We start from the raw sequence: 19926 nt of genomic DNA, 5'->3' as shown, positions 1-19926 counted from the left end.
GGGCGGCTGGGCCGCCCACGCGTTCAACCAGCTCACGCGCATTTATAAGCGTTCGTGGTCCGCTGCCGTGATTTGAACGCGTGGGCGGGAAACCCGCCCACCCTACGTGTCGCCGCCAATTCATGGCAACTGCCATTGCCAGCTAAGCTGCAATTGACGGTTGTTGTACTGGAAGATCGAAATGTTCTCGCGATTGCGCACCATGCGCGCCTCGAGCACCAGCGAATGCTGCTTGTTGATCGCGTAGCTCAGGTTGCCGCGCACGACCTGGGTCACCTGTTCGCGCACCTGTTCGATCAGCCCTGGCGAATAGGCGCGGCTGCTGTGCCAGGTCTGGCGCGAATAGCCGAATTCGGTGTTGATGCCGTAGCCCAGGTGGCGGCGCAGCAGCAGGTTGGCGAACGAGCCCTTGCGGTCGCCGCCCGGGCGCTGCGCCAGCGCATGGTCGTTCAGGTAGCCGAGCGTGGCGCTGGCGTAGCTGTCGCCGCCGCGCCACGACAGGTGGCCGCGCAACTCCTGGGTGGTCGAATCGAAATTCGTCAGCGAGGGGAAGCTGTTGTAGGTGATGGCGCCGACCAGGTTGAACTGGGCGCCCTGGGGCAGGTGCAGCGGCGGCACCACGCGCGCCTGCAGCTGTCCCTGGCGCTGGTAGAGCTGGCCGCCCAGCGTCACCAGTCCCAGCGTGCCGGTGGCGCGCAGGCGCCAGCCCCCCCAGCGATAGGGCGCTTCCAGGCCGGCGAACAGGGAGCTGGTGTCGTACTGGTGCAGGCTGTCGTTGTGGCGCAGCTGGTACTGCACGAAGCCGAGCACGCCGTTGGACGTCACTTCGCGCAGGTATTCGCCGGCCACCTGCGTGTACCGGTCGCTGCGCGGCGTGAAGTCGCCCGACAGCTCGTATTCCACCTGGCCGCCCGGCGCATCGACCACGTAGCGCGTGGTGCGCGCGCCCTGGTTGACGTTCTGGTCGTAGCCGCGGCTGGCGCTGATCACCGCGCTCGAAAACACGTCCCAGCGCGAGCAGCCCTGCTCGCGCGTTTGCGCGATCAGCTCGAGCAGCGCCGGCGAGGGATTGAAACGCGTCTCGATGAGGGCGAACAGGCGCTCGGCCTCGTCCGAGTTGCCGAGCGCGCAGTGAGTCAGCGCCAGCTCGAGCCAGGCGCCGGCATGGTTGGGCGACTGCTCGATGGCGCGCCGCAGCTCGGCCGTTGCATCTGTGCGGCGGCCTTCCGATATCGACTGCAGCGCCTGTAGGTACAGGTCTTCTCCGGTCGCGGCCTGGGGCTCGTCACCGGCGCGCGCGCCGGCGCCCAGCAGCAGGAGGGATAGCACGCACCAGGCGCGCAGCGATGCCAGCCTCATGAACGACTTTCGACTGCCGCGGCCGGGACGACCCGCGAAGGGGGGAATTGGGCCGGCGTGAACAGCGCCGTCAGCTTGCCCTTGCCGCGCAGGCGGCGTTCGCCCAGCGCAAGGAAGCGGTGGCGCAGTGCGCGCTCGACCGTGCCCGCGCCGACGATCACGTCGTGCGGGAAGTCGCGCGCGGCCTGTTCCAGGCGCGAGGCGGTGTTGACGCTGTCGCCGACGGCGGTATAGATACTGCGGAACGAGGTGCCGAAGTCGCCGGCGACCGCCGGACCGCTCTCGATGCCGATGCGCACCCGCAGCGGCGGGTGCCCGAGCGCCTCGCGCACGCGCGACAGCGCCGCGACCCGCTCGACGATGGCGCGCGCCGCGTCCAGCGCCAGGTCGGCGTGCTGCTCGATCGGCAGCGGCGCGCCCCAGAAGGCCACCAGGCCGTCGCCGGTGTACTTGTCGAGGGTGCCGCCGCCGGCGATCACCGGACCGGTCAGGCAGTCGAGGAACTCGCGCGTCAGGCGCGCCGACTCTTCCATCGACAGGGCTTCGACCTGGGTGGTATAGCCCTCCATGTCGGCGATCAGGGTGGTGACGTCGAGCAGGCGCGGCGCCAGCGGGTCTTCCAGGTCGCTGCGCAGCAGTTCGCGCACCACCGAGGGCGCCACGTACTGCTGCAGGGTGCCGAGCAGGCGGCGCGAGCGGCGCTGCGCCATCTGCCACTGGTAGGGCACGGCCACCGCCAGCAGGAACAGGTTGGTCGCGAACGGCCCGGTGGTCGAGAACAGCGGGTCGTGCGGAGCGATGGCGTAGGCGGCGCCCAGCCACAGCAGCGATGCCGCCGCCAGCAGCGCCACGCTGGCCCAGGCCGGCAGGCGCGGGAAGGCGAAGGTCGCCAGCAGCGCCGACGCCAGCGCGAATGCGCAGGCGATCAGGCGGCCCGGCCACGGCGCCGGCGTCTTGCCCTCCTGGCGGTCGAGCAGGGCGGACAGGATCTCGGCCTGCACGCCCAGGCCCGGGCGCTTCGCCGCATGTGGCGTGGTGACGCGGTCGCCCAGTCCGAGCGACGACGACCCGACCAGCACCAGACGGCCCTTGGCGCTGCTTGGCGCGATGGCTTCATCCAGGATGTCGGTCGCGCTCACCAGGGTGAAGGCGTTCCAGTCGCGCTTGTAGGGAATGCGCATGTGGTCGGCGTCGGGAATCGACGGCAGGCGCGCGCCGCTGCAGCAGCCGACCAGCGCCAGCGTCAGCGCGGGATAGTCGCGTCCTTCGAAACGGGTCACCAGCGGCACGTGGCGCAGCACGCCGTCCTTGCCGGGCACGAAACCCATGTTGCCGACGTGGCGCGCGCCTTTCAGGCCGGCATGGTTGGCGATGTAGCCGTCGGCCTGGCGCGCGCGCGGCTGCAGGTGCGGCAGGGCGCCCGCCAGCACGCCTTCGCGCAGGGGCTGGGGGCGCTTGCCCTCGTAGTCGAAATCGAAGACCTGCCCCAGCACCAGCGGCCCGTGGGTAGCCAGTGCCCTGAGCCGCATGTCGCCCTCGGTGTCGCCCGCCTTCTCGCGCACGATGTCGAGCGCCACTCCGCGTGCCTCGTAGCGGCCAAGCAGGATCTCCACCAGGTCGGCGATGCGGCTGCTCGACCACGGCCACGGGCCGACTGCCGCCAGGCTCGCTTCGTCGATATCGACCACCAGGATGCGGGGTTCGGGCGCGGTGCTTGCGCGCCACCGGATGAATCCGTCGCGCAGGATCTCGCTGCCAAAAGAAGTGTTGCCGAAATACGACAGGCCAGAGGAGGGACCCCATTGCGCGAGCACGGTCAGCAGCACGGCTGCGATGGCGATCGCCGCGCGTGCAAAGTTTGCCTGCCGGCGGGGCGCCAGCCTGCGATCGCTCAGGGAAGAAGGGCTATCGGCCACGCCGTAACAGAAGAAATATTAATGAAGGGAAACGAACAGTATAACGCTAAAGAGTTGCTCTGAGGGCAAGTGATACAAATTGTAAGCACCACGGATAACACATGAGTTTGCTCTAAAATGTGATGGCCGTCACGGTCGGGCTGCACGCGGCTCCGGATAATAGCGCGAAAAGGGGAAAACCATGTTGCGTCCAATACTCATTATCAGCTCACTCGCCTTTGCCGCCGCGGCACACGCGGCCGAAGCCGGCAAGGTCATCTTTGCCGCCGGCGCGGTCCAGGTCGCCGACAAGGCCGGCGCCGAGGGCACCCCGGTGCAGGAAGGCGAGCTGCTGACGACGGGCAAGGACGGTTTTCTCTACGTGAAAACGATCGACAACGGCCTGTTCATCCTGCGCCCGAACACCAGGGCCAGGATCGTGGCCTACCACGTGGACCGGAAGAACCCGGCGAATACCCGTATCAAGCTCGAACTCATCAGTGGCGTGGCGCGCAGCAAGTCGGGCGAAGCCGTCAAGCTGGCGCGCCAGAACTTCCGGTTTAACACGCCAGTGGCGGCGATCGGCGTGCGCGGCACCGATTTCACTGTGTACACCGACCAGGAAACCTCGCGTGTGAGCGTCCTGACCGGCGGCGTGGTGGTGAGCGGCTTTGCCGGCAACTGCAATCCCGAGGGCGGTGGTCCCTGCGAAGGAGCTGCCAGCCGCGAACTGTTCGCCGGCCAGCGCGGCCAGCTTCTGCAGGTCAAGCGTGGGGATACGGCGCCTCAGCTGCTGCAGGCGAGCGGCAATGGTCCGGACCAGGTGTCGCCGCCGCGTGCCGACGAGCCGGTGGCGGTCAAGACCGGCACTAGTTCGGGAACCGGCGCCGCGGCGCCGATTCTGGATGCGCGCAAGGGAGACACGCTTGAGAAGCTGGTGAGCCAGGGTAGCGCCCAGCAGCAACCACAGCCGCAACCACAGCCGCCAGCGCCACCGCCGCCGGTGGATACCGTCGTGACGCCGCCGCTGCCGCCGCCGGTCGTGATCGCTCCGCAGCCCGACCCGGTGCCGCCGCCGGTCGTGGTCGAGCCGACGCCGCCGCTGCCGCTGCCGCCGGAAAAACAGTTGGTATGGGGGCGCTGGCAGGGGATTGCAGCGGCACCGGCGACGCTCGATCTGGAAGAGCAGCTTGGCTCGGAAAATACGAAAGTCGCCGTGCGCCGCAACTATGCGCTGTTCCTGACGCCTGGCGCGGAATACGTCGTGCCGGAGCGCGGCAGCGTGGGTTTTGACCTCAAGTCGGGCGAAGCCTATGTCTATACGGCGGATGGCGCATCGCCGAAACAGGCGAGCATCACGAACGGAAAGCTGAATGTCGATTTTGGCGCGCGCAGTTTCCGCACCAGTTTCGATCTTGGCACCAGTGCGGGCGAGACGTTTAATATGGTTGCCGAAGGGGATGTCGGCAAGAATGGCCGACTGTTCGGCAATGAATCCTGGCGCGCGCCTACTAATATGACTGTCGACGGGCAGCTGAGTAAAGAAAACGGCGGCGCCGCGGCATATATATTCGAGCGTCGCCTGGACGCTGACCGGATCGTCAACGGTGCGACCTTCTGGGGCGCGCAGAAATAAACCATGCTCCTGGCGTACCAAAAAACGTCACCGCGTCGAACCGCCCCCATTTGACTGGATGGTCGTCAAACGGCCAAGGCCCGGGTCCTGTATCGAACAGGACTCGGGCTTTTTCGTTTGAGCTCGACGGCGCCGTGGGTCTCCTATGCACGCTTCGCCCATCCTGCGCCGACGAGGGCCGGTCCCCAATCTGCCCGGCTGGCGTGCATCCAGGTATTTCCGAGCAAGCCTGCGCCTGAAACGCTCGGCGAAGCTCGCCATGAAAAACAAGAAAAGCCGGTTCTTGATTTTTGGCGGGCAGCCCATTTGGGTGCTGGTTCCTTGCGGGTCGTCCCGGCGACGTGACGCGCGTTTTTCATGGCGGTCATGCAACGTGAATAAGCTGCGCTTCTCCTATATGGAAGAGCGTTACCGTCTTATGGATTAACTCGGAAGTCATTGCGCTATAGAAAACTTTCTCTGATAATGATCCGCCGCTAAAAACGGAGTGGAAAAAACCGCATTTTCGCAACAGATTGTTCATCGATGTGACGATCGTCACATTGCTGCCGCCTCGACCTCTGTCATCATCCGGGTCGTTGGGCTGCAGTTGGACAAACCAAGAAGCTGCAGGTTGAACTTTTCTGATCATTGATCTACTTAGGAGCAATACATGGCTATTCAAAACGCCGACGCAATCCAGAAGCTGTACGTGGCATACTTCAACCGCCCAGCCGACTACTACGGCCTGCAGTACTGGGACGCCATCGTCACCGCTGCTGGCGGCAAGACTGATGCGGTCGCCGCTGCGTTCGCAGGTTCGCAGGAATACAAGGACACCTACGCCGGCATGGACCTGCGTAACACCATCAACGCCATCTACAAGAACCTGTTCGGCCACAGCGCCGACATCGCCGGTCTGGACTTCTGGACCAACGCTGTCCAGTCGAACAAGATGACCCTGAGCAACGCCGTCACCCAGATCGCTTCGGGCGCACAAGGCACCGACAAGGTCGCCTACGACTCGAAAGTCGCTGCCGCAGCCGCCTTCACCAACGCGCTGGACACCACCGACGAAATCCTGGGCTACAGCGGCGCCAAGGCTAACGCTGCCGCCAAGCAGTTCATCGCAGGCGTGACCGATGCCGCTTCGCTGGCAACCGCCATCACCCCGGCTAACCTGGACGCGTCGGTCAACGGCGTGATCGGCGCCGGCGCCGTCGCCCAGACCTACCAGCTGACCAAGGGCCTGGACAACATCGTCGGCACCGCCGGCAATGACGTCATCATCGGTTCGATCGACACCACCGCCGGTTCGGAACTGAACACCCTGAGCAGCATCGACCTGATCAACGGCGGCGCTGGCATCGATACCCTGAAGATTGCGCACGCTAAAGGCGACGTGAACCTGGGTAGCCTGAGCAACGTGGAAATCGTCGAAGTCACCAGCGCAGCTAGCACTGCTGACGGCGGTGCAAAGATCAACGCGACCGCAGCCGCTGGCGTGACCGACCTGAACATCGTCCGCGCAGCTGGCGTGGTTGAGGCGACCGCAGGCAACACCACCAACGTCGGTGTGTCCCTGAAGGATGTTGCCGGTATCGGTTCCATCAATGTTATCGGCGGCAAGAACGTCAACGTCGCGACCACTGATTCGGTCAGCACGATCAACGTTGGCGCTGGCGTGGCAGCTGATCCGGTCGGCGCAGTTGTCGTCAGCGCAACCGGCGCTGCAGTTGTGGCTGGCAGCAATGTCACCATGGGCGCTATCAATGTCGGCGGTGGCAGCACCATCACCGTGACCCAGAAAGCAACCGTCAACAGCAGCGCTATCGTTGCTGACGCGACCGCCGAAAAGGCCATCCAGGGCGACGTGACCATTGTCGCAGCTGCCAACACCACCGACGTCACCGTCAAGCAGGACGCAGCAATCTCGGCCCAAAGCCGCGCTGCAGTGGCCGGCAAGACCGAAGTCGCTACCGCCAAGTTCACCGCGCTGAAAGCCGGCGAGTCGGTCATGGTCGGCGGCCTGACCTTCAAGGCAGCCAAGGACCTGAGCGCAGCTGACGTGGCGCAGGCTTTCGCCAACCTGTCGTCGAGCGCAATCAAGCCGACCCAACTGGTAGGCACTCCGGCAACCGCTACCAGCGACACCAACGGTTCGAGCGTTGCCGCCAACGGTACCTTCAGCGGCTCGCTGCTGGCCAACTGGAGCAGCAGCGCTGCTTCGGGCGACACTGTGACCTTCACCGCCCGCGCCAACACCGACATCGCTAACCTGGAAGACAGCTCGTCGGCTGCTTCGGTGGTTGCTGTTACCACCACCACCCAAGGCGGCGCTGCTACCAGCGCTCTGAATCGCCTGGGCGTGGACACCGGCCTGGTGAGCATCACCGGCGGCGCTGCCCTGAAGAATGTCACCGTCGACGGCTACAAGGCCGCTTCCGGCATTACCGGCACCAATGCTGCTCTGGCAACCGTCACCCTGGCGAACGGCGAAGGCTTCTCGATCTCGAACGCTGCCGCCACCCTGGCACTGAACCTGACCAATGTCGACGGCACCGTGTCGGTCGGCGGCACCGTCACCAAGACCGTGAACGCCAGCGTCACCGGCGACGACGTGGTCACCACCCTGACCTCGACTTCGGCTGAAGCACTGAACGTCTCGGGCACCGGCAACGTCGCAGGCAACACCACCGCCGGTCTGACCGCCGCTACCGCGATCAACACCAGCGCAATGACTGCCGGCACCGCCGAGTTCACCATCGCTGACGGCACCAAGACCAGCTACACCGGTGGCGCAGCTAAAGACACCGTGACCATCAGCAATGCTGGCACCGCCATCACCAAGGCCGTGGCCCTGGGCGCCGGCGACGACAGCCTGACCCTGAACGGCACCGTCGTTCTGCCGACCGCTACCCTGTCGGGCGGCGAAGGCGTCGACACCATCGGCATGAACGGTGCAAGCGCTGCTGCCATGTCGGCAAACGGCGACTTCGCCGGCAAGATCGACGGCTTCGAGAAGCTGGCGATCACCGACACCGTGACCACCGCTACCACCGTCAACATGGCCAACATGGACGGCATCAAGTACGTGGTGAGCAACAACTCGACCGCCGGTGCTGCTGCTGCTGTCAAGGAAGTGTTCAAAGTCGACTTCACCAATGCTGTCGGCGCGAACTCGATCACCTTCGACACCCTGTCGATTACCGGTCTGACCGGTGCTGAAACCGCAGCAGAGATCGCTGCCAAGTTCATCACCAAGTCGTCGGCCGCTTACACTGTGACCGGCGTCAACGGCAACGTGGTGACCTTCGAGGCGAAGAACCCAGGTGCGATCGCTACCGATGCCAAGTCGTCTGACTTCGTGGTTGTCGACGCAGACGCAACCACCGCTGCTGTGGTCGTGACCACCACCGCTCAGGGCGACGTCGCAGTGAAGGAAGAGTTCACCGCTGACTTCACCACCTCGGGCGCGATCGAAGACGGCGACACCATCGTCTTCAAAGGCCAGACCATCACCCTGGCAACTGGCGATACCCCGGCTCAAATCGCTGCTAAGGTTGCCGCAGGCACCTACGCTGGCTTCACCACCAGCGTGACTGGCAACGTCGTCACCTTCACCGCCGCTGCTGTGGGCGCGATGACCGACGTCGTGGCTGGCGACTTCGCGATCACCAACGTGAAGAACCCGGTCGTGGCTCCATCCGCGGCTGTGACCGTGACCACCCAAGGCGCTGACATCGGTATCGCTGCACCGACCCTGACCCTCGACAAGATGGTCAACGACAGCACCCTGGAACTGGTTGCTGGTGGCGGCGGCGTCAACGTCAAGATGGCTGATGCTTCCGGCACCGCCGACGTGTTCAACATCGTCACCAAAGTGGTCGGCGGCAACCTTGACTTCGGCACCGTGAACGTCGCTGGCGTCGAGACCATCAAGGTCAACGCTGCTGATGCACAGCCGACCGTGAGCGGTTCCTCGTCGATCCAGACCGGCACCCTGGCAGTGAACGCCGATGCGGCAACCAGCATCGTCGTCACCGGCAACTCGCACCTGTCCCTGTCGCTGGGCGCGGATGCCAAGGCGGTTGCAACCGTCGACGCTTCGGCGCTGACCGGCAACCTGACCTTCACTGCCAACGGCTCGCACGTCGTGACCGTCACCGGTGGTGCAGGTGCTGACGTTCTGCGCGCTTCGGTTGGCGACAACGCCAAGGCCGACGTGCTGATCGGCGGTGCAGGCAACGACGTCCTGTACGTCGGTACCAACGGCGCCAAGCTGACCGGCGGTGCTGGCAACGACACCTTCATCGTGTCGGCAGCTTCGGCTAGCCTCGGCAACAAGGAAGGCAACACCTACTCGGAAATCACCGATTTCTCGGCTGGCGACCTGCTGCAACTGCGCGCCTTCGTGGGTGCCGCTCAAGCCGACGTGTCGGTCCTGGGCAAGCTGACCGCGACCCTGAACGAGAGCACCGCAACGTTCTCGAACTTCGTCGACGCGGCCGTCAAGCAGGCACTGATTGGTGAAGCCGTCTGGTTCAACTACAAGGGCGACCTGTACGTTGTGGTCGACAGCGGCACCGAAGGCGAGACCTTCCAGAACGGCCAGGACCTGATCGTCAAGCTGACCGGCATCAACGGCGACAACCTGACCTTCAACACCGACTTCGGCACCGCCGCGCTGATCTAATCCATCATGCGACACACCTGCCTTCGGGCAGGTGCTTGAAGTTCGTTGCTCAGCAACTTTGTTGGGCGTGAGGGATGGGTGCAAACCCATCCCTTTTTCGCCGGATGGCCTAGTGTCGGCACAGGTTTTTCTGCAGCACAGTCGAATGCGACCGCCTGGTTGCTGAGTTACTGCGCGAATGGACTGACTCGGCAGGCATGACTGTCACACAAACAAGATTTGCGATACGAGGCTGGACTGCGAAGTCCGGCCTTTTTCTTTAGTGCGAGGCTCCTGTGCAAGGATGCCTGCGCCGCCTCCCGGCAGCGCCGCGATCGCATACCGACCGGACCGGGGCCTTGGCGGGATCCGCCTGTCGTCGCGATACCACGCCCTGCCACCCATGGTGGGGGAATCGCTGCCCAGAGCTTCCAAAAATGTGATCTGCGTCACATATTTCATGGGATTTGAGCGATAATGTCTTGCTCCTGCCGAGCTCGTTTGACTGGCGGGACACTCCCTTGACGTTCTCACGGACCCGATGAATACCAAACTCTTCAACAAGAAAAACGAGATCGAGCAAGCCCTGCTCGCTTTCAAAAGCACGTTCTGGACAGTCGGCACCTTCAGCGCCATCACCAACCTGCTGATGCTCGTGCCCTCGCTGTACATGCTGCAGGTGTACGACCGCGTGCTGGCCAGCCGCAACGAGCTGACCCTTGTCATGCTGACCGTGCTGATGCTGGGTGCCTACCTGCTGATGGCCGGGCTCGAGCTGGTGCGCTCCTATGTGCTGGTGCGCGTGGGCGCCAAGTTCGACATGAACATGAACAAGCGGGTGTATACCGCCGCCTTCGAGCAGAACCTGAAGCAGGCCGGCGGCAACGCGGGCCAGGCGCTGGCGGACCTGACCAACCTGCGTCAGTTCCTGACCGGCAACGCGCTGTTCGCCTTCTTCGATGCGCCGTGGTTCCCGATCTACCTGATCGTCATCTTCTTCTTCGAGCCGGCCCTGGGCTGGTTCGCGCTGGGCGGTACACTGGTGCTGGTGGTGCTGGCCGTCATCAACGAACGCACCACCAAGAAGCCGCTGAACGAAGCCAACGCCATGGCGATCGCCTCGACCACGATGGCGACCAACAACCTGCGCAATGCCGAAGTCATCGAATCGATGGGGATGTTGCCGAACCTGATTACCCGTTGGTACAAGACCCACGGGAAATTCCTGCAGTTGCAGGCCGAGGCAAGCGAGAAGGCCGCCAAGATCGCCTCGGCCACCAAGTTCGTGCAGGTGTCGCTGCAGTCGCTGGTGCTCGGATTCGGCGCCTTGCTGGTCCTGGAAAACAAGATGACCCCCGGCATGATGATCGCCGCATCGATCCTGGTCGGCCGGGCCTTGGCGCCGGTGCAGCAGGTGATCGGCGTGTGGAAGTCGTGGGCGAGCACCCGCAGCGCTTTCGAGCGCCTCACCAAGCTGCTGGAAGCGAATCCGGCGCGCGAAGCCGGGATGGAGTTGCCGAAGCCGCAGGGCGCGCTGACGGTGGAGGGCGTGACCGCCGCTCCTCCTGGCGCCAAGGCGCCCGTCATCAAGGGCCTGAGCTTCGGAATCGCTCCGGGCGACGTGCTCGGCGTGATCGGCCCGAGCGGGTCCGGCAAGTCGACCCTGGCGCGTCTGCTGGTCGGCGTGTGGCCGGCGGCAATGGGCAAGGTGCGCCTGGACGGCGCTGACATCTACCAGTGGAACAAGGGCGAGCTGGGCCCGCACGTCGGCTACCTGCCCCAGGACATCGAACTGTTCGGCGGCACGGTGAGCGAGAACATCGCGCGCTTCGGCGAGATCGATGCGGAAAAAGTGGTGCTGGCGGCCAAGCGCGCCGGCGTGCACGACATGATCCTGCATATGCCGGAAGGCTACGATACCAGGCTGGGCGACGGCGGCGCAGGCCTGTCCGGGGGGCAGAAGCAGCGCATTGGCCTGGCGCGCGCCATGTACGGCGATCCGTCGCTGATCGTGCTGGATGAGCCGAATTCGAACCTGGACGATGTCGGTGAACAGGCCCTGGTGCAGGCGGTGCTCGACCTGCGCCAGCGCGGCAAGACCATCGTCCTGATCACCCACCGGACCACGGTGCTCGGCGTGACCAACAAGCTGTTGCTGGTGCGCGACGGTACCGTCCAGATGTTTGGTCCGACCAATGAAGTGCTGGGCGCACTGCAGGAAGCGAACAAGAAGGCCATGCTGGCGCAGCAACAGGCGCAACAGCAGGCAGCCCAACAGCAGGCAGCCCAGCAGCAGGCAGCCCAGCAGCAGGCAGCCCAGCAGCAGGCAGCCCAGCAGCAGGCAGCCCAGCAGCAGGCAGCACAGCAGCAGGCCTTGGCGCAGCAGCAGCGTGCCCAGGCGGAACAGGAAACCGCGAACGCGGCCACTGGAGAGAACAACTGATGAAACTACTCAAGAGCGAAACCTCGGACGTCGTCGCACACGACGTCGTTCCGGTGGAAGTGAATACCGACGCGCGCCGTTTCGCCCGTGTCGGCTGGATCGTGGTGCTGCTGGGATTCTGCGGGTTCCTGCTGTGGGCGACGACCGCGCCGCTCGACAAGGGCGTGCCGCTGTCGGGCTATGTGTCTAAAGAATCGAATCGGCAGGCTGTCCAGCACCAGACCGGCGGCACCGTCCAGCAGTTGCTGGTCAAGGACGGCAGCGTGGTCAAGCGCGGCCAGGTGCTGGTGCGCATGAACCCGATCGTGGCCAAGTCGGCCTTCGACATGAGCGAGGGCCAGTACCTGACCGCGCGTGCGGTCGAGGCGCGCCTGATGGCCGAGATGGCGAACCGCAGCAGCATCGCCTTCCCGGACGAACTCAAGAAGCGCAGCGGCGATCCGCGCGTGGCCGATATGATGCGCCTGCAGGAGCAGCTCCTGATGTCGCGCCAGATGTCGCTCAAGAGTGAGCTGGGCAGCGTGGACGAGACCATCGCCGGCCTCAAGCTGCAGATCCGCGGCCTGGAAGAATCGCGCGAGAGCAAGAAGGAACAGGTCGCGATCCTGAAGGAACAGCTGGGCGGCATGCGCGACCTTGCCAGGGAAGGCTACGTGGCGCGCAACCGCCTGCTCGACCTGGAGCGTACCTATGCCCAGCTGAGCGGCTCGATCTCGGAAGACATCGGCAATATCGGCCGCTCCCAGCGCCAGGTGATGGAGCTGAGCCTGCGCCGCGCGCAGCGCACCTCCGACTACCAGAAGGAAGTGCGGACCCAGCTGACCGAGGTACAGAAGGAAGCCGAAGCACTGGCGTCGCGGATCGAAGGCCAGAAGTTCGAGCTGCAGAGCGTGGACGTCAAGGCGCCGGCCGACGGCACGGTGGTCAACCTGGCCGTGTTCACCGAAGGCGGCGTGGTGCCGCCGGGCTTCAAGATGATGGACATCGTGCCGAGCGACGATCCACTGGTGGTCGAAGGCCAGTTGCCGACGAACCTGGTGGACAAGGTCCATCCGGGCCTGCCGGTGGAGTTGATGTTCTCGGCGTTTAACACCAACAAGACCCCGCATATCGAAGGCGAAGTGACGACCATTTCTGCCGACCGCTCGGTCGACGAGCACACCGGCATGCCGTACTACAAGGTGCGTGTGAAGGTAAGCCAGGCAGGCGCGAAGAAAGTTGCGGCGCACAAGATGAACATCATCCCAGGCATGCCGGTGGAGCTGTTCGTCAAGACTGGCGAGCGCACCATGATGAACTACCTGCTCAAGCCGGTATTCGACCGCGCCAAGGCATCGGTGGGTGGAGACTGAACATGCGTCTTCCATTCAAACGGATCGCCTTGGCGGTCGGCGCCGCGCTGTCCGTCGGTCATGCCGGCGCGGTCACCCTGCAGCAGGCCTATGAAATGGCCCTGAAGAACGACCCGGTCTATCGCATGGGCTACTACGCGAACCAGGCTACACAGGAAAACCGCGTGATTGGCCGCGCGGGACTGCTGCCCAGCCTTTCCGCCAGCTTCAACGGCAGCAAGAACGTGATGGACCAGGAAACCGACATCCCGGGGCGTGCGCCGATCATCGACCATCCCAGGTACATCAGCCGCTCGTCGACGGTGCAGTTGCGCCAGTCACTGCTGAACATGGACGCGGTCCAACGCTACCGCCAGGGCAAGGTACAGGCGGCGCAAGGCGCCGAGCAGTTCGAGGCCGATACCAATGAAGTAGCAGTGCGGGTCGTCAGCGCCTATCTCGACGCCTTGTTTGCGGACGATCAGCTGGCGCTGTCGCGTGTGCAACGCGATATGTACGCTGAGCAGCAGAAAGTCAACCAGCGCCTGTTCGAGAAGGGCGAGGGTACCAAGACCGATATGCTGGAGACGCAGGCCCGCCTGGAAGTCGCCGAAGCTCAGTTGATTGAGGCACAGGACCTGGCCGTGGCCCAGCGCGAAGTCCTGGAAGGCATCATTGGCGGCCCGGCGGGAAACCTCGACCGGCTGTCCGACAATTTCCGCGTGGGCGAACTGGTGAAAGGTTCGTTCGAGGAATGGAGCAAGCGTGCTGTCGATAACAGCAACGAGCTGGCCGCTGCGCGCCTGGCCGTCGAGAACGCTCGCCTTGAAATCGGCCGCCAGAAGGCCGGTCACCTGCCGCGCGTCGACCTGCTGGCGACCTACAGCAAAGGCGACAGCGAGACCATCAACACGCGCGGCCAGGAAAACCTGAACCGCAGCCTCGGCGTGCAAGTCAACATCCCGATTTACTCGGGCGGCGCGGTCAACGCGCAGACCCGCCAGGCCGCGGCGCAGTATGAACGGGCGCGCGCCGACCTCGAGGCGCGTACCGACAAGCTGCTGGTGGAGGTGCGCAAGGTCCATAGCCAGACATTGAGCAGCGTGCGCAAGGTCGATGCGCTGGTCAAGGCGGTCGACGCGGCCAAGCTCCTGATGACCGCCACCGAGCAAAGCATCAAGGGCGGGGTACGCATCAACCTCGACCTGCTCAACGCGCAACAGCAGTTGTTCAGCAACCAGCGCGACCTGGCGCAGGCACGCTACACCTACCTGATTGCCGTGATGCGCCTGCGCGCCTTCACCGGCAACATCGGCCCACAGGAAATCCGCGAGATCGCCGCCTACTTCCGCTGATCCTGTCCGACAGGCCGGCAGCCCGTCGAGGTCTTGTCTCTCTGCCACCACATCTTGCCTTGCAGAACAGCGTCGAGGCGCGGATGTCGGTGGCAATTTAGTTTCTGCAAAACATTTTTTCAGCGTCTCGCGCCAAGGCTGCCATGGATGGTTTGCACTTCAAAACGAGCGGCTGTAAACCGCATGGGTGGCTGGTTTCACCTCTTCCCGCTCATCTGGTTCGATATCTGGACTGTCACACCTATTCAATTCTTGTGCGAAACAAATTTCTCTATGTAATTGATTTTCTTGAGGAAATTAGGTGCGCACGGATGAGTGAATGGCGCCCTTGTTCTTTTTATTACGGTATATTTTCTTCACCATTTTGATGAGGAGGCCGTGATGGCAACTGATTACGTTAACGAAGTGCAGAAATTGTATGTGGCATATTTCAGCCGTCCAGCAGACCCGGGCGGCTTGACGTTCTGGGCCAATCAGCTGGCGACGAACCCGAACGCTTACCAGAATATTGCACAGGCATTCTCCACCTCGGCCGAGTACCAGGCAACCTACGGCGGGCAGGCCAACCGTGCCGTCGTGGCCGAGGTATACGAAAACCTGTTCAGTCGTGCGGGTGAGGCGGCCGGCATCGACTACTGGACCAATGCACTGAACAATGGCACGCTGAACATCGGTAATGTCGTGACCGGCGTCGCCGCCGGTGCGCAAGGTTCCGACCGAATCGCCTTCAATGCAAAGGTCGGCGTGTCGACCAACTTCACCAACCGTATCGATACCGACGCGGAAAAGGCTGCATATACCGGGGCGGGGCTGAAAGTGGCGATCGATTACATCGCTAACGTCAAGAGCCTGGAAACCGGTGCGATGTATTCCGATCCGGGTCAGATCGACCAGGCCATCGCGAAGATCGTCGGCTCGCCAAGCGGCATGGTCTTCGACGACGCTTGGGTGGTGTGAAATATTATTTCAAAAACGGAAGTTTTTTGAAATTTTATGCGGTAAGCGGTTCGCCGCCAGGCGTGACCCTTGAACAGATCGGAACCATGGAAGGTGGTATGGCGCAGGTAGCGCACTATCGCAGAGGATACCGATGATCCGGCTGGCGTCGCAGCCGGGGTTCCGAAAGAAGCAAGTAAGACAAGCAGTGCCGGCAATGGCAGGCGCAAGGGGAGGGCGGTCCGGGTCGACCATGCCCTCCTGCCGGCTTACGGCGCGGCCGATTCCTGCCCGGCCTGGCTACCGCTGGCGCCCTCCATCTTGCCGGCGCAGTGCGGGCACGACACACCCACCACGTAATCGGGCGAGAGCTGCTGGCGCGGCGTGACCACGGCGCGGCAGGCGAAGCACTGCGCGGTTTCGGTCGGCTCGAGCTTCGGGTTGAGTGCGGTGCGGTAGTCGAACACGAAGCAGTCGCCCTGGTAGTGGTCGCCGCCGACTTCCTCGAAGTACTTCAGGATGCCGCCGTCGAGCTGGTAGACGCGCTCGTAGCCGATGTTCTTCATGTGGATCGCCGCCTTTTCGCAGCGGATGCCGCCGGTGCAGAAGGTCACCACCGTCTTGTCGGCCAACTCTTCCTTGTGCCTGGCAGCCACTTCGGGGAATTCGGTGAACTTGTCGATGCGGTAGTCGAGCGTGTTCTCGAAGGTGCCGACGTCCACTTCGAAGGCATTGCGGGTTTCCATCATCACCACCGGCACGCCGTCGTCGTCGTGGCCCTGGTCGAGCCAGCGCTTGAGCGTCTTCGGATCGACCGAGGGCGCACGGCCGAGTTCCGGCTTGATGAGCGGCATGCGCATCGTGATGATTTCCTTCTTGATCTTCACCAGCATGCGCTTGTGCGACTGTTCCGTCGACAGGCTTTCTTTCCACTCCAGGTCGGCCAGGCGGGCGTCGCTGCGGACCCAGGCCAGGTACTGGTCGATCTGCTCGCGCGGACCGGACACGAACATGTTGATGCCTTCCGGGGTCAAGAGGACCGTGCCTTTCAGGCCCAGTTCATTGCACTTTTCCTGATACTGCGGGCGCAGTTCTTCCAGATTGTCGAGGGTGACGAATTTGTAGGCGGCGATATTGACGTGCATGGCTGCGGAAGCGTGGTGAGGGGTGAAGATAGCCGGCTATTATAAGTCAGGCGATGCCGTCAGCGGCAATTCCAGAGGGAATGGCTCGGGTTTACGCATTAGAATAGCCGGATTAGAACAACAGGCCACCCGCCAGCCCGGTCCTTCCATGCATTCGCTGAACATCCAGTACAACCCCAGGCTCGACCAGCTGCGCTGGCTGGCCGCCACCCTGGTTTTCCTGTTCCACTTCCACCTCGAATACGCCGGCAACGGCGGCATGCGGCTCGATGGACCCTGGACCGCCCTGATCACCGAAGGCCATACCGGCGTCGGCCTGTTCTTCACGCTGTCGGGCTTCCTGTTCATGCAGATCGCCCTGCACCAGCACGGGGCCGGGCGCGAGATCGTCTACCGCGACTTCCTGCGCAACCGCGTATTGCGCATCGTGCCGCTCTACCTGGTCATCTTCCTGGTCGCGACCTCGATCGGCCGCGACAAGTTCGCGCCCCAGGACCTGCTGTATTTCTTCGCCTCCAACCTGGGGCTGGCGCCGACCTCGGGCAGCGTGGTTACCGGCGCGGCCTGGACCATCTCGCTGGAATTCATGTTCTACCTGGTGTTCCCCTTCCTGGCCCGTTTTACGCTCGAGCGCGGCATCGCCTACCTGGGCGGCTGGCTGGTGCTGATGGCCTTCTTCAAGGTGGCCGCCTATACGGTCAACGACAACAGCACCCTGATGTATTTCAGCACCTGGGTGGGCCGCTTCGACCAGTTCCTGATCGGCATGGCGGCGGCCCTGCTGTACGCGCGCTGGCGTCCCCAACTGGCGCGCTGGGCGCCACTGCTGCTGCTCGCCAGCATCGCGCTGGTGATGTGGAACACCGCCCTGATGCACCGCATCGCCCCGTTCGGCGCAACGCCGCGGTCCGCGTTCTGGATCGGCTGGTCGCTGCTGGAAAGCCTCGGGTGGGCCGCGCTGGTCCTGGCCTGGGTGGCGTTCACGCCGCGCCTGCCGGGCCTGCTCGAGCGCGCGCTGTGCCAGGGCGGCAAGATCAGCTTCTCGTTCTACCTGCTGCACATGGGCCTGCTGCACGTCTTCGCCAGCCGTTTCAAGCTGGTGGCGACCGGCAGCCCGTGGCTGGACGCCGGCATCGTGTTCGGCCTCGCCTATGGCGCCACCTGGGCGCTGTCGACGCTGTGCTACCACATCGTCGAGGAACCGTTCCTGCGGATGCGGCGCAACTATGGCGCCGGGCGGATGGTGCCGGCCCAGGCCGCCCGGGAGTCGTAGGCAGGGCGGTTTTTGCCGATCATGTCCGCCAATTACTGGACGAGTGAACGCAGGCGATGGCGTACTTGACGCCGGCAGGGGAGGGCATGTTCGACTAGCTGTTTCGGCTGTTTCGGCTGTTCCGGACGATCCGCGCCAAAGCCTGATCAGCCGACTGCCTGGCCGCTGAGAATTGCCAGGTTGTGTGATAAGCGTTCATGCAGCACTTTCCTCCACTCCTGGTCGAGCGATTGCGCCGCAGCGTCGTAGCTCGCCGAGATACGCGCGAGCAAAGTGTCGAGATAATCCGCCGCGTCCACCGTGCCAGCGAATCCAAAGCGCTTTGCGTCAGCCAACACGGCTTCCCTGGAAATGTCAAAACGCCCTAAGGACAGTTGCATGTGCAGGCGGGTTGGCGTTTCGACCGGGTTGGGGACAACATCGAAAGCCGGCGCGAGTCGCCAACGACGCTCTTCAGAGCAATAGACAATCGCGTGGTTACGCACATGGTCATCATCGTTGCCACACACGGCATTGAACACCATGCGGCCGAACAATTCGATACGGTCTGCTGGTGGCGCACCTAATAACTTCAGCTCTTCAGCCAATCGGGGATAGCTCCAACGGTCAGTCTGCAGAAGCCCCGGATATTCGGCCTGTAGCAAAGAGGCGGCGCTGACGCACATATGGCGCCGAGCATGGGTACGGTCGAAACGTAGAATGCGTACTGCGCTGCGGCCACCTGCCGCAGGGTGATAGGCTGTGGCAGCAAAATTTAATCCGCTTGCAGCCCCCCATCGCTGGCCGACGTGCTCAAGCAAAGGAATGTTCGCCACGTCTGACGCGACTTCTGGCTTGACGAGCCAGAATTCCCCGTTCTCGCCTCGCACTGTCGCTTTCGGCCGCGCCCCGCCTACACTCGCTGTCTGGACCAGGCGGGAGCGGATCTTTGCGCGTATGGTAGGGCGGCGTTCTGCAAGTGCAGCCAACTCTTCAATGACCTCATTGAGTTGCGGCAGACCAGGATTGTTGATCGTTGCGTCAGGTGGTCTGTTGCCTGTACCAACGGCGAGGGCGCCCCATCGGTCAAGGTTGCTGGCTTTCAGTAGGTACTGAAGGGGCGGAGCATCTTCTGGAAGATTATGTTCTCGACGGAGCAATGCCTGTCCCCACGCATCTGGACAAGCATCTCGCAGGACGTCATGCAAGCCTTGGTAGCGGGGCGCCGGGACGTCCTCGCCCGGCAAGAATGGCAGGTTTTTTGGGTCGATAGACCAGGTAAGGTCGGCCTCGAAGTAAGAAGGAGCGTATAAAAAAAATCCTTCTCCCGATTGCCCTTTCTTGTACCGTCCAACCGTGACCCACTCACCAGTATCCGGTCGCTGAAGGTACACAAACAGGGGCTTAGAAATATTCATCATCAGCGCCCCCTTTTTCGTGCCGGCTCAACTTGACACGCTGACCAAAGTCTCCCTGCCACAGTTCCGTAGGCAGTATTGGTACTGCCCGGTCAGCGACACCTAATGCGAGCAGCGCTGTCAAGTAGGCGCCGGCGCCAGCGCCTGGGTCGCCTCGTTCAAGACGAAGCAGTGTAGTCCTGGAGACTCCCAGTCTTGCGGCCAGGTCAGCTACAGTGATGCGCTGACGCAGGCGTTGAGTATGGATACACCTGCCCCATATACTCAGGCGCTCCTGAACGAGTGTCGGCCAGGTTTCGGTGGCGGTAAGCTTCTTGGGCATTGTTGACTAGCTCCATAGTTAGGTCATTATAGTGCACAAGAACTGATTTATGAACAATCAAAGAACTTCATTGATTCATAGATGGTTCATTACAATATATAAAGTATCATCTATGAGCATTTTGTTTCGGCTGGACGTTGAGGCGGCGTGTCTTTTGACAACATCGTTTTTCCCCGTCCG

General features: G+C 63.1%; 12 protein-coding genes. 7 read left to right on the top strand and 5 right to left on the bottom strand.

Translation table 11 applies throughout. The features are described from left to right. Positions 1-120 precede the first annotated feature (120 nt). Entirely contained in the window at positions 121-1359 is a 1239-nt protein-coding gene (locus AB3347_RS04440; RefSeq protein WP_369090578.1) for a tetratricopeptide repeat protein, read from the bottom strand. Beyond that, positions 1356-3275, bottom strand: a complete 1920-nt coding sequence (locus tag AB3347_RS04435; protein ID WP_369090577.1) for a CHASE2 domain-containing protein — start codon at positions 3273-3275, stop codon at positions 1356-1358. Before AB3347_RS04435 ends, AB3347_RS04440 begins: the two co-directional genes overlap by 4 nt. A gap of 181 nt (positions 3276-3456) precedes the next feature. Between AB3347_RS04435 and AB3347_RS04430 the strand changes: the two genes are divergently transcribed. The 6 genes from AB3347_RS04430 to AB3347_RS04405 all read left to right on the top strand — a co-directional run bounded on the left by AB3347_RS04430 (position 3457) and on the right by AB3347_RS04405 (position 15630). Further along, complete coding sequence (locus AB3347_RS04430) at positions 3457-4890, top strand: FecR domain-containing protein (protein WP_369090576.1); 1434 nt, start codon at positions 3457-3459, stop codon at positions 4888-4890. A 652-nt stretch (positions 4891-5542) separates the two neighbouring features. Beyond that, positions 5543-9565 carry a beta strand repeat-containing protein gene (locus AB3347_RS04425; protein ID WP_369090575.1) on the top strand — a complete coding sequence of 1341 codons (4023 nt, stop codon included), beginning with the start codon at positions 5543-5545 and terminating at the stop codon, positions 9563-9565. Positions 9566-10085: 520 nt separating this feature from the next. Continuing rightward, a complete protein-coding gene (locus AB3347_RS04420) occupies positions 10086-11987 on the top strand; it encodes a type I secretion system permease/ATPase (protein WP_369090574.1) in 1902 nt (633 codons plus the stop codon). Further along, positions 11987-13339: an HlyD family type I secretion periplasmic adaptor subunit gene (locus AB3347_RS04415; protein ID WP_369090573.1), complete on the top strand. Its 1353-nt coding sequence runs from the start codon at positions 11987-11989 to the stop codon at positions 13337-13339. Before AB3347_RS04420 ends, AB3347_RS04415 begins: the two co-directional genes overlap by 1 nt. Positions 13340-13341: 2 nt before the next feature. Further along, the gene (locus AB3347_RS04410; protein WP_369090572.1) at positions 13342-14673 is read left to right on the top strand and encodes a TolC family outer membrane protein; all 1332 of its coding nucleotides are present in this window, start codon (positions 13342-13344) and stop codon (positions 14671-14673) included. A gap of 381 nt (positions 14674-15054) precedes the next feature. Next, entirely contained in the window at positions 15055-15630 is a 576-nt protein-coding gene (locus AB3347_RS04405; protein ID WP_369090571.1) for a DUF4214 domain-containing protein, read from the top strand. A 248-nt stretch (positions 15631-15878) separates the two neighbouring features. On the opposite strand, the gene AB3347_RS04400 is transcribed toward AB3347_RS04405, so the two are convergent. Then, positions 15879-16754, bottom strand: coding sequence for a sulfurtransferase (locus tag AB3347_RS04400; RefSeq protein WP_369090570.1), 876 nt, complete (start codon positions 16752-16754; stop codon positions 15879-15881). A 148-nt stretch (positions 16755-16902) separates the two neighbouring features. Between AB3347_RS04400 and AB3347_RS04395 the strand changes: the two genes are divergently transcribed. Then, the gene (locus AB3347_RS04395) at positions 16903-18027 is read left to right on the top strand and encodes an acyltransferase family protein (protein WP_369090569.1); all 1125 of its coding nucleotides are present in this window, start codon (positions 16903-16905) and stop codon (positions 18025-18027) included. Positions 18028-18173: 146 nt separating this feature from the next. Here the strand turns inward: AB3347_RS04395 and AB3347_RS04390 are convergent, their stop codons facing one another. Continuing rightward, the gene (locus tag AB3347_RS04390) at positions 18174-19427 is read right to left on the bottom strand and encodes a type II toxin-antitoxin system HipA family toxin (RefSeq protein ID WP_369090568.1); all 1254 of its coding nucleotides are present in this window, start codon (positions 19425-19427) and stop codon (positions 18174-18176) included. Then, complete coding sequence (locus AB3347_RS04385) at positions 19411-19746, bottom strand: helix-turn-helix domain-containing protein (protein ID WP_369090567.1); 336 nt, start codon at positions 19744-19746, stop codon at positions 19411-19413. The genes AB3347_RS04390 and AB3347_RS04385 overlap by 17 nt, the downstream gene beginning before the upstream one ends. Positions 19747-19926: the final 180 nt, after the last annotated feature.

Source organism: Massilia sp. X63, assembly GCF_041023745.1.
Classification (GTDB): Bacteria; Pseudomonadota; Gammaproteobacteria; order Burkholderiales; family Burkholderiaceae_D; genus Telluria.
Note: the sequence above shows the minus strand (reverse complement) of the source record. Positions and strands in the feature narration are given on the sequence as shown.